Below are 11,537 nucleotides of genomic sequence, written 5' to 3'. Positions count from 1 at the left end.
AAAAAGACACCTGTTTCACGTGAAACAATAGTATAAAACAAAACTATATAACAAACTGAAAATGAATAAAAAACTATTATTAGACAACCTGAGATGTATCCCGGATTGGCCTATTAAGGGTGTTAACTTCCGTGATGTGACTACCCTATTCAAGTCACCTGAAGCTCTTCAGGAAATTACTGATGAGATGGTTGATCTCTACAAAGGTAAGGGTGTAACCAAGATTGTGGGTATCGAGAGTCGTGGCTTCGTCATGTCTTCTGCCGTTGCCACTCGTTTGGGTGCTGGTATCGTACTTTGCCGTAAGCCTGGTAAGCTTCCTTGTGAGACCATTCAGGAAAGTTATCAGAAGGAATATGGCGTAGACACAATCGAGATTCATAAGGATGCTATCAACGAGAATGACGTTGTTTTGCTCCATGATGACCTCCTTGCAACTGGCGGAACGATGAAGGCTGCATGTGACCTTGTTAAGAAGTTTAATCCTAAAAAGGTGTATTGCAACTTCATTATCGAACTCCATTCGGAATTTCCTAACAGTCGTGACCAGTTCGATAAGGATATTGAAATTACTTCTTTACTCCAATTCTAACCAGCAAGACTGTGACAAAAATCTTTCCTCCCCACCCTTTTTATATGGAAAAGAGGAAACGAAATGAAAATAAAAAGAAGAGGAGTAACCCACACAAAGGGTCGCTCCTCTTTTCTTTAAAAGTACATTATCGAGGCTTGTAAACCATCACTACGACACCAAGATTTGGTCACGAACTATCGTGCCAAGCCTTAGCACCATATGTGCTAACGTGAAGCACCACATGTGCCAACGTGAAGCACCGTTCGTGTTCCACGTGAAACAAAACACTTTAAAAGCCCTTTATACAAAGGAGTTACGCAAAATGAATAAAGAAGATAACTTGAAGCGAACTGCATATCTTAAGAACATTGTACTCAATATGCCTGAGAAACCAGGCACATATCAGTTCTATGATAATGAGAAAACAATCATCTATGTTGGCAAGGCGAAGAACCTTAAAAGACGTGTATCTTCCTATTTCCATAAAGAGGTTGACCGTTTTAAAACAAAGGTATTGGTTTCTAAGATTCATGACATTTCATATTCTGTGGTCAAAACAGAAGAAGATGCACTTCTTATAGAGAATCAACTTATCAAGCAATACAAGCCTAAATACAACGTATTGCTGAAAGATGGTAAGACTTACCCAAGTATTTGCGTAACGAATGAGTATTTCCCACGTATATTCAAAACACGTACTATCAATAAACGTTATGGTACTTTTTATGGCCCATATAGCCATATTGGAAGTATGTATGCGATTCTTGATATCATTAAGAAGGTATACAAACCGCGCACTTGTCGCTTCCCTATTACGAAAGAAGGTATCGAACAGGGTAAATATAAGCCTTGCTTAGAGTATCATTTACATAACTGTGGAGCACCATGTATCAATAAACAGAGTTATGAAGATTATCAAGAAGCCATAAAACAAGCACGAGAAGTATTAAAAGGGAATACTCGTGATGTGCAGAAACTCCTAAAAAAGAAAATGGAGAAATATGCGGAGGAATTGCGATTTGAGGAAGCTGAATTATGTAAACAGCGTTATTTAGCGCTCGATAACTTCGCAGCAAAGAGCGAAATCGTAAGCCATACGATTACAGATGTTGATGTTTTCACTATTGTAAGTGATGACACAAGAAAGAATGCGTTTATTAACTATATCCATGTAACTAATGGTGCAATCAATCAAAGCTTTACTTATGAATACAAAAGAAAGCTCGATGAATCCGATGAAGAGTTGCTAAATGAGGCCATTCCAGAGATACGTGAACGCTTTAATAGTACCGCAAAAGAGATTATCGTACCTTTTGAACTTGATTTTAAAGTAAAGGGTGCTGAATTCTTCATACCACAACGTGGTGATAAACATCATCTATTAGAACTCTCTGAGATGAATGCTAAACAGTATAAGTTCGACCGATTAAAACAGACTGAAAAGCTAAATCCAGAACAAAAACAGACACGCTTAATGCGAGAACTCCAAGATAAGCTGAAGTTATCGAAGCTTCCTTACCACATAGAGTGCTTCGATAATTCAAATATCTCAGGTTCTGACGCTGTTGCTGGCTGCATAGTATATAAAGGAATGAAGCCGTCTAAGAAGGATTATCGCAAATACAACATCAAGACTGTTGTAGGTCCTGATGACTATGCATCCATGCAGGAGGTTGTAAGACGACGTTACAGCCGTATGCAAGAAGAAGGAACTCCTCTACCCGATCTCATCATTACCGACGGTGGAAAAGGTCAAATGGAGGTTGTAAGAGAAGTTGTTGAAGACGAACTCCACCTCAATATTCCGATTGCAGGACTTGCCAAAGACGACCGTCACCGCACAAACGAGCTTCTTTTCGGCTTCCCACAGCAGACAATAGCACTCGACATCAAGGGCGAACTCTTCAAAGTTCTTACCCAGATACAGGACGAAGTGCACCGTTATGCTATATCTTTCCATCGAGACAAACGTTCTAAAGCACAGCTACACAGCGAGTTAGACGATATAAAGGGTATCGGACCAAAGACAAAGGATGCACTTTTAAAGAAGCTGAAGACAGTAAAACGCATAAAAGAAGCTGATTTACAAGAACTTACAGAAGTAATAGGAGCAAGCAAAGCAACTATTGTCTATAATTATTTCCACGCTAATCAGTAACTAATTAAAATAAATATTGTACATTTGCGATATGAGAATTGTAATACAACGTGTTAGCCATGCCTCTGTTACTATCAATCAGCAAGTAAAGTCTTCTATTGGTATGGGATTCCTTATCCTATTAGGTATTGGTAAAGACGATACTGAAGAAGATATCAACTGGTTGGTAAAGAAGATTATAGGTTTGCGTATTTTCGACGATGAAATGGGCGTAATGAACCGAAGCATCATGGATATTAATGGCGAAATTCTCGTTGTTTCACAGTTTACACTGATGGCAAGCTATAAGAAAGGGAACCGTCCAAGCTGGATTCATGCAGCCCCACACGAACTCTCTATTCCACTCTATAATCGTTTCTGTGACGCTCTAAGCGAAGCTATGGGGAAACCAGTAGGCACAGGAGAGTTCGGTGCAGATATGAAAGTAGAACTGTTAAATGATGGTCCTGTAACAATCTGTATGGATACAAAGAATAAGGAATAGACGACATAACGTTCATATCAATCATCCTTACAGAACACTTTTAAAGTACTTAGAAACCTGATAAACAGCCAAAAATAGCGATTAAATCGATGATATTTTATCATTAAAGCTATCAGAGCCTATAACCATATATAGGCTTTTTAGCTGCAAATAACCTACGTTTAACATGTAACAATCAAATGAGGAAAACGGAAACAATGACAATAGAAGAAGCACAACAAGCCGTTGACAAATGGATAAAAGAAAACGGTGTACGCTATTTTAGCGAATTAACCAACATGGCTTGCCTCACAGAAGAGGTAGGAGAATTAGCTCGTGTAATGGCTCGTACTTACGGAGACCAGAGCTTTAAGGAGGGTGAGAAAGCCAATTTAGGAGAAGAAATGGCTGATGTCCTATGGGTTCTACTCTGCCTTGCCAACCAAACTGGCGTCAATCTCACAGATGAACTACAGAAGAGTTTTGACAAGAAAACCAAGCGCGACAAGGATAGACACAAGAACAATCCTAAATTAAAATAAGACTATTTAATATTACAAAATAGTCTATAATATTCAAACAAAAGATATTTTGGAGGAAAATAGAGGGTAAAATGACAGCAGAAAAAGACCATGCTTCACACTTAGAAATAGTCAACAGAAGTGGCAAGAATAAAAGTATGCTCCTCCCCTACCCTCACTCTACAAAGAAATAAAAACAAACAATATAATAAAAACAAATCATGGGAACAATTAAAGACACTGTTTCAAAAGACATCCAGGCACAAAAAGCCGTTGGAATCGTCGAAAAAAGCGAGTACGAACAAGCCTTATCACAGTACAATCTCAACATCACTGACGAGGAAGTTAAGGCTGCCGTAACAAAGATTATTGCGGAAAAAGTATCGGAGAACGACAACCTTGAAGTAAAGAAATTCCTCTTAGGCAGCGTTGAGCTTACTACGCTTAGCACAACAGACACAGAAGAAAAGGTATTAGAAATGGTTGAGAAAGTAAACCGTTTTGACTCTGAATACCCTGATTTACCACATGTTGCAGCTCTCTGTGCTTACCCATGCTTCACAAAGTTGATGGCAGACAGTCTTGAAGTAGACGGTGTTGACATTACAAATGTAACAGGCAACTTCCCTTCTTCACAGACTTTCTTGGAGGTGAAAACCATCGAGACAGCACTTGCAATCAAGGACGGAGCTACTCATATTGACATCGTTATGCCTGTAGGTAAGTTCCTTTCAGGCGATTACGAAGGCGTATGTGACACCATCAACGAACTTAAACAAGTGTGTGGAGACGTTCCTATGAAGGTGATTCTTGAGACTGGCGATCTTGGCAATGCAAGTGCTATCAAGACCGCATCCCTGCTCTCTATGTACGCAGGAGCCGACTATATAAAGACAAGTACAGGTAAGGAGAAGATTAGTGCAACACCAGAGTCTGTATATGTTATGTGTCAAGCTATCAAGGAATACTATGAGAAAACAGGTATACAGATAGGTTTAAAGCCTGCTGGCGGCATCAATACTGTCATGGATGCAGTAATCTACTATACCATTGTTAAAGAGGTCTTAGGCGAGAAATGGCTCACAAACTACTGGTTCCGCATGGGTACAAGCCGTCTTACCAACCTCTTGTTAAGTGAAATCATTGGTACAGAGACAAAGTTCTTCTAAACTCTTCTGTCATCAGTAACAAAAAATTAAAACGCTGAAACAGATAAAATAAAACAAAAGTAACCTATAAGGGGCATACACTTTGTATGTCCCTTTTTCCGCATCTGCACTTGAAACATCTCTCATTTGTTGTTCGTTAAAAGAAAGACAATTTTAAATAAATCTCATAATATAGACTATTTATGAATATTATATAGATTATATTTACAAAGCATCTCATTGAAAAGGCAGGAAAAGACAGCATCCAGAAACACAATAAACAGCAAGGAAAAAAGACAAATATAAATTAAATAAACACAGGAAATTATCTCTTGTAGTCATATAAAACTATAAGTACTCCAAAATAATAAGATAAACAGTATTTACATGGTATCTATCAATCAATCAACTTATAGTCAAAAGCCATCGTTATAAGGGCAAAAGATAACCTATAAGTAGTATTATTGTGAAGTAAAACACCATAAACACATATGGTGCGGGGCATCCGCACCATATGTGCGAACGCTCCGCACGATTGGTGCTAAGCCTTAACACGAGTAATATGTAACATAACAACGCATGCCATTGATAAAGAATAAGCCAATAAAAGACATAAAAAAAGAGTTTCTCCTTATGTGATGGATAAACCATCATCATAAAGAGAAACTGTCGTTATCATCACAAAAATTAATCAATCTCACGATGAAAAGGGAGTTTTTAGCACTAAACAAGTGCAATTACTTCTTCCTTTTAATTACATAATCAAGGTAAGTCTGGAGAGCAGAACGAATGCTCTCATCCTTAACATACTTATCAAGGAAAGTCTGTGCTTCAGCATGAAAGTCCCACATACGACGTTCAGCATATTCAATACCGCCACTTACCTTAGCAAATTCTACCAATTTATCGATATCTTCGCGGGTCACCTCGTGTGCTTTCACCTTATGAGCTAAGGCAAGCATCTCCTCATTTTTCGTCGAATTCAACGCATAAATGATTGGTAAAGTGAGCTTTCCTTCAGCCATATCGTTACCCGTTGGCTTACCAATTTCAGCCTCAGAGTCATAATAATCGAAGATATCATCACGAATCTGGAAGACAATTCCGAGGTGTTTACCAAAGAGTCTTGCCGCTTCTACCTCCTCATCGCTTGCATTAGCCGACTCTGCACCAATAGCAGCACATGACTCAAAGAGCGCAGCTGTCTTACGTTCAATGATTTTATAGTAAACCTCTTCGGTGATTTCCTTATTCTGAATATTCCACAACTGAAGGATTTCCCCATCACTCAACGTACGACCTAACTCTGCAAGGTAACGCACAATAATCTCTGAGTGTGTGTAACTAACATGAAGTAAGGCAGTTGAAAGCACGTAATCACCCACTAACACAGCCACCTTATTATCATAATCAGCATTCACACTCGCCTGTCCTCTGCGAGCAGCCGCCTCATCAACGACATCGTCATGAACAAGTGAAGCCGTATGTAAAAGCTCCAATCCCACAGCCGCATGCTGTGTTGCTTCAGAAACCTTACCAAAGTTCTTAGCCATCAGAAGGATGAGAATAGGACGCATACGCTTCCCTGCTCGTTGCTTAATATGGTTCAAAACCGTACGCAACAAGCCATCTTCGTGGTCGAGAGCATGATTAAAAAGGTCGATGAAATCGCCTAATTCTGTCTCAATCGGCTGTTTTATGAGTGAAAGAGTATCCATTTTTGACTTTAAATTTGATACAAATTTACTCATTTTATCGGAGATTATGGAAGAAAATTAGTAATTTTACAGCTAAAAATAGAATAATTAGTTATGGTAAAACTCTTCCTTATTGACGCTTATGCGCTCATCTATCGTTCATACTACGCATTTATCAAAAGTCCACGTATCAACTCTAAGGGCTTGAATACATCTGCTGTTATGGGCTTTTGCAACACCCTGAACGAGGTTCTTACAAAGGAAAAGCCAACGCATATTGGTGTAGCATTCGATCATGGAAAGACTTTTCGCCATGACGCATTTCCTGAATACAAGGCGCAACGTGAGGAAACACCCGAAGATATCAAGCTTTCTGTTCCACTTATCAAGCAAGTGCTTGAGGCAATGCATATTCCTATTCTACAGGTAGATGGCTTCGAAGCAGATGATATTATCGGTACTATAGCAACTCGCTTTGGAGCCGATGGAATCGATACTTTTATGCTTACACCCGATAAAGACTATGGTCAACTCATTGGTCCTAACGTCTTTATGTATCGTCCTCGCCATGGTGGCGGTTACGAGATATTGGGAGAAAAGGAGGTAGGAGAAAAATATGGCATCCCTACCCCAGCCCAAGTCATCGACCTATTGGCATTGATGGGCGACTCAGCAGATAACTTTCCTGGTTGTCCCGGTGTTGGAGAGAAAACCGCAGCCAAGTTAATCAATCAGTTTGGAAGCATTGACAATATGCTTCAACATACTGACGAGATTAAGGGTAAACTACGTGAGAAAGTTGAGAATGCCGTAGAGGATATTAAAATGTCAAAGTTCCTCGCAACGATCCGAACAGACGTTCCAATGCAACTTGACTTGGATGAACTCAAGGTTGAACAGCCTGACGAGACCAAATTGCGTGCGATATTTGAGGAATTGGAGTTTAAGACACTTATTAACAAGTTTCTTAACAAAGCTGAATCAAAGCCAAAAACTGACAATAATCAGCTTGATTTATTTGCAGAAAACACGACCAACGAGTCAGATGAGCCGAAAAATGCGAAATTTGAGAGCATAAAAACGACCCAACATGAATACAAACTCGTTGAAAATGAGGAAGAATTACGACAGCTTTGTGACTTTTTTATTACAAAAGAGTCTGTTAGTATAGACACAGAAACCACATCTACGGATGCAATTAGTGCTGAATTGGTTGGTTTGAGCTTCTCGGTTGAAGAAAAGAAGGCTTTTTATGTTGCCGTACCAGCCAACTATGAAGAAGCGTTAAAAATCGTTCAGATATTCAAACCGCTGTATGAAAGCGACAAAATAATGAAAATCGGACAGAACATTAAGTATGACTATGAAGTGTTAACCAGATATGGAGTGACACTACAGGGTAAGATGTTCGACACGATGATAGCCCACTACCTCATCCAACCAGAACTACATCATAATATGGACTACATGGCTGAAACCTTACTCGGCTATCAAACCATTCACATTGAAGAACTACTCGGTCCGAAAGGAAAGAAGCAGAAGAATATGCGCGACCTCTCCCCTACTGACATCTATGAGTATGCTGCAGAGGATGCCGACATTACCTTGCGTCTGAAAAACGTACTTGAACCACGTTTAAAGGAGCTTGGAGTGGAAGAACTCTTCTGGAATATAGAGATGCCTTTGGTACGTGTATTAGCTGATATGGAGCTAAATGGCGTATGCTTAGACACTGAAGCACTGCAAGATACGTCAAAGATATTCACTGAACGTATGAAACAATACGAGCAGGAAATATATAAGGAGGCTGGAGAAGAATTCAATATCTCAAGCCCAAAACAAGTCGGTGACATCCTCTTTGGCAAGTTGCAAATTATGGATAAGCCTAAGAAGACAAAGACAGGACAGTATGTTACAAGTGAAGAGGTGCTGCAGAGCCTTGAAAGCAAGAGTCCTATCGTACGTAACATCCTCAATTACAGAGGTATGAAGAAGCTTCTTAGCACTTATATAGATGCCCTTCCAAAGCTGATTAATCCACGTACTGGACATATTCACACATCGTTTAATCAGGCACTTACAGCCACTGGACGACTCTCTTCGAGTGATCCAAACTTACAGAATATTCCTGTGCGTACGGATGATGGTAAGGAGATACGTAAGTGTTTCATTCCAGAAGATGGCTGTCTGTTCTTTTCTGCAGATTATAGTCAGATAGAGTTGCGTATTATGGCACATCTTTCTGAAGACGAGAATATGATGGAGGCTTTCCGTGAGGGTCATGATATCCACCGTGCAACAGCTGCAAAGATATGGCATGTAGATATAGATAAGGTGACTGATGCACAGCGAAAGAAGGCTAAACAAGCTAACTTCGGTATTATATATGGTATTACGACCTATGGACTTGCCCAGCGTATGGACATTCCAAATGGTGAAGCTAAAGAACTGATAGAGGGCTATTTCCGCACATTCCCAAAGGTACAAGTATATATGGAACATGCAAAAGAAGTGGCAAGAGCCAAGGGTTATGCTGAAACACTGTTCCATCGTCGCCGCTATCTTGCTGATATCAACAGCCGTAACGCCACTGTACGCGGTTTTGCTGAGCGTAATGCCATCAATGCTCCAATACAAGGAACAGAGGCAGATATCATCAAGGTGGCAATGGTTCGTATCTGGGAACGCTTTAAGAAAGAAGGTATTCGTTCAAAGATGATTCTCCAAGTGCATGATGAACTTAACTTCTCCGTCTTCCCTGAAGAGCGTGAACAGGTGGAACGCATTGTTATCGAGGAGATGCAGAACGCTTATCCACTGAATGTCCCATTGATAGCTGATGCCGGATGGGGCAAGAACTGGTTGGAAGCACATTAAATATATAAAACAAAAAAGCTTCCTCCCAAAAGCCTCCCCCAACCCCTCCGAAGGGAGGGGAGTGCAGATAAAAAGAGGGATGAGGATAGATAGAGAATCTATTGATGATTATTTTATAAACTATAATTCAATGGTAAATAGTCTATAATTAAACAACAAGTGCGAAAACAAGGGTAGATTCCGACTTTATAAAGCATAAATAAAGAGGCTAATAACGGCAAATAGAAATCGAAGAGATGAACTGCAAAGTTAGTAAAAAGTATGAGTAAACAGCTACCCTACCCGACTAAGCTAATTATTTACATGAAGAAAAAGAATTATTTTCATGAAAAGAAATATTTATTTTCACGACAAGAAATATTTATTTTCATGAAAATAATTTAGAAAGAGGGCTAAAAGTAGAAGTCAAAAAAGGGTGAAAGAATCCATCATCTATCATGCAGAGAATACTGAAAAAGAGCCTTTCAAGGGCTTAGAAGCAGTGTTAAAATATAGAAAAAGGCTATCCATTTAGCTTTTTTGGCGTAATTTTGCAATTTAATCAACCAGAGAAATTTGAATGAGTCTTACTAAGATAGTAAACAAATTGTACTTCCAGCCGCGTCGCAGGGAGCTTGAACGCTACGTCACGGATGGAGAGGCTATCCAGCGGGAAGTCATGCAATACCTCGTTGAGCGGGCGAAAGACACCGAATACGGTCGTAAACACCTGTTCTCAACGATTAAGTCATACGAGGACTTTGTACAGAATATTCCTGTCAACACATACGAAGAACTGAAGAGTGACATCGACCGTATGCGCCACGGAGAACGTAATATTCTATGGCCAGGACAGGTTAGATGGTATGCCAAGTCATCAGGTACAACCAACGATAAGAGTAAGTTTATTCCTGTTTCTCACGAGGGATTACAGACAATTCATTATCAAGGTGGTAAGGACGTTATCGCTTACTATCTTAGCAATCATCCAGAAAGTAGACTCTTCAGCGGTAAGGGTCTCATCTTAGGTGGCAGTCATTCTCCAAATTATAATCTGTATAATTCGCTTGTTGGTGACCTAAGTGCCATCCTCATAGAGAATATTAATCCACTCGTAAATCTATGTCGCGTACCTAAGAAAAGTACTGCCCTACTGAGTGACTTTGAGGTAAAACGCGACCGAATTGCACACGAAACACTGAACCAAAATATCACTAATATATCAGGCGTTCCATCGTGGATGCTATCTGTATTGGTACGTGTGATGGAGCTGAGTGGTAAGAAACATATAGAGGAGGTATGGCCTAATTTAGAGGTATTCTTCCATGGTGGTATTGCTTTCACGCCTTATCGTGAACAATATGAACAGCTCATTACCAAGCAGGACATGAACTATATGGAGACTTACAACGCTTCTGAGGGCTTCTTCGGTATACAAGACGACCCAACAGACAGTAGTATGTCGCTTATGCTCGACTATGGAGTGTTCTACGAGTTCTTACCTATGGACGAGTTTGAGAGCGAACATCCAAATATCGTTCCATTGTCAGGTGTGGAGATAGGACGCAACTATGCAATGCTTATCAGTACTGCCTGCGGCCTTTGGAGATATGAGATCGGAGACACAGTGCAGTTCACTTCGACCAATCCTTATAAGTTTGTTATCACTGGTAGAACCAAGTATTTCATCAATGCCTTTGGTGAAGAACTTATCATGGACAATGCTGAGAAGGGACTTGAAGCAGCCTGCAAGGCTACTGGAGCGCAGATATCAGATTATACCGCAGCCCCAATGTATATGGATGCAAAGGCTAAATGCCGTCATCAGTGGCTCATCGAGTTTGCAAAGGACCCATCTTCACTTGAGGAGTTTGCTAAGGTTCTTGATGATAAACTACAGGAAGTTAACTCTGACTATGAGGCAAAACGCTTCCATAACATTACCCTTCAGCCACTTGAAATCATTGTTGCACGCAAAGACCTCTTCAATGACTGGCTCAAGATAAAGGGTAAACTCGGTGGTCAACACAAGATTCCACGACTTTCAAACAGCCGTAACAACTTAGAAGAATTGCTGAGTATGAACCAGTAAGGACGGAAGACGGTAAAAGAATAAACCA

Annotated in this window: 8 protein-coding genes; 7 read left to right on the top strand and 1 reads right to left on the bottom strand. The window is 40.0% G+C overall.

The genetic code is table 11. The features are described from left to right. The first annotated feature begins 61 nt into the window (after positions 1 to 61). The 5 genes from HMPREF0659_RS00215 (at position 62) to deoC (ending at position 4,885) form a co-directional block, all read left to right on the top strand. Positions 62 to 592, top strand: a complete 531-nt coding sequence (locus tag HMPREF0659_RS00215) for an adenine phosphoribosyltransferase (RefSeq protein WP_013264907.1) — start codon at positions 62 to 64, stop codon at positions 590 to 592. 304 nt (positions 593 to 896) lie between these two features. Beyond that, positions 897 to 2,732 (top strand): excinuclease ABC subunit UvrC, encoded by a 1,836-nt coding sequence (gene uvrC / locus HMPREF0659_RS00210; protein ID WP_044045782.1) that lies wholly within the window; start codon positions 897 to 899, stop codon positions 2,730 to 2,732. A gap of 31 nt (positions 2,733 to 2,763) precedes the next feature. Next, positions 2,764 to 3,216 (top strand): D-aminoacyl-tRNA deacylase, encoded by a 453-nt coding sequence (gene dtd / locus HMPREF0659_RS00205; protein ID WP_013263920.1) that lies wholly within the window; start codon positions 2,764 to 2,766, stop codon positions 3,214 to 3,216. A 197-nt stretch (positions 3,217 to 3,413) separates the two neighbouring features. Further along, a complete protein-coding gene (locus tag HMPREF0659_RS00200; RefSeq protein ID WP_044045781.1) occupies positions 3,414 to 3,737 on the top strand; it encodes a nucleotide pyrophosphohydrolase in 324 nt (107 codons plus the stop codon). A 200-nt stretch (positions 3,738 to 3,937) separates the two neighbouring features. Next, positions 3,938 to 4,885, top strand: a complete 948-nt coding sequence (deoC, locus tag HMPREF0659_RS00195; protein WP_013264991.1) for a deoxyribose-phosphate aldolase — start codon at positions 3,938 to 3,940, stop codon at positions 4,883 to 4,885. A 716-nt stretch (positions 4,886 to 5,601) separates the two neighbouring features. Here the strand turns inward: deoC and HMPREF0659_RS00190 are convergent. Continuing rightward, positions 5,602 to 6,582 carry a polyprenyl synthetase family protein gene (locus tag HMPREF0659_RS00190; protein ID WP_013264457.1) on the bottom strand — a complete coding sequence of 327 codons (981 nt, stop codon included), beginning with the start codon at positions 6,580 to 6,582 and terminating at the stop codon, positions 5,602 to 5,604. 93 nt (positions 6,583 to 6,675) lie between these two features. Here HMPREF0659_RS00190 and polA point away from each other — a divergent pair, with 93 nt between their 5' ends. Together polA and HMPREF0659_RS00180 are read left to right on the top strand one after the other, a co-directional pair. Further along, positions 6,676 to 9,438 (top strand): DNA polymerase I, encoded by a 2,763-nt coding sequence (gene polA, locus HMPREF0659_RS00185; protein ID WP_013264946.1) that lies wholly within the window; start codon positions 6,676 to 6,678, stop codon positions 9,436 to 9,438. A gap of 559 nt (positions 9,439 to 9,997) precedes the next feature. Continuing rightward, positions 9,998 to 11,509: a GH3 auxin-responsive promoter family protein gene (locus tag HMPREF0659_RS00180; protein WP_044045780.1), complete on the top strand. Its 1,512-nt coding sequence runs from the start codon at positions 9,998 to 10,000 to the stop codon at positions 11,507 to 11,509. Positions 11,510 to 11,537: the final 28 nt, after the last annotated feature.

The sequence above is a fragment of the Prevotella melaninogenica ATCC 25845 genome (genome assembly GCF_000144405.1).
Lineage (GTDB): Bacteria > Bacteroidota > Bacteroidia > Bacteroidales > Bacteroidaceae > Prevotella > Prevotella melaninogenica.
The sequence above is the reverse complement of the archived record's forward strand: the minus strand, read 5'-3'. Positions and strand labels throughout refer to the sequence as shown.

What these genes read in the sequence shown, in the direction of transcription:
- dtd (WP_013263920.1), top strand. Translation starts at nt 2,764, where the DNA reads ATGAGAATTGTAATACAACGTGTTAGCCATGCCTCTGTTACTATCAAT.
- HMPREF0659_RS00190 (WP_013264457.1), bottom strand. Translation starts at nt 6,582, where the DNA reads ATGGATACTCTTTCACTCATAAAACAGCCGATTGAGACAGAATTAGGC.
- HMPREF0659_RS00180 (WP_044045780.1), top strand. Translation starts at nt 9,998, where the DNA reads ATGAGTCTTACTAAGATAGTAAACAAATTGTACTTCCAGCCGCGTCGC.
- polA (WP_013264946.1), top strand. Translation starts at nt 6,676, where the DNA reads ATGGTAAAACTCTTCCTTATTGACGCTTATGCGCTCATCTATCGTTCA.
- deoC (WP_013264991.1), top strand. Translation starts at nt 3,938, where the DNA reads ATGGGAACAATTAAAGACACTGTTTCAAAAGACATCCAGGCACAAAAA.
- HMPREF0659_RS00215 (WP_013264907.1), top strand. Translation starts at nt 62, where the DNA reads ATGAATAAAAAACTATTATTAGACAACCTGAGATGTATCCCGGATTGG.
- HMPREF0659_RS00200 (WP_044045781.1), top strand. Translation starts at nt 3,414, where the DNA reads ATGACAATAGAAGAAGCACAACAAGCCGTTGACAAATGGATAAAAGAA.
- uvrC (WP_044045782.1), top strand. Translation starts at nt 897, where the DNA reads ATGAATAAAGAAGATAACTTGAAGCGAACTGCATATCTTAAGAACATT.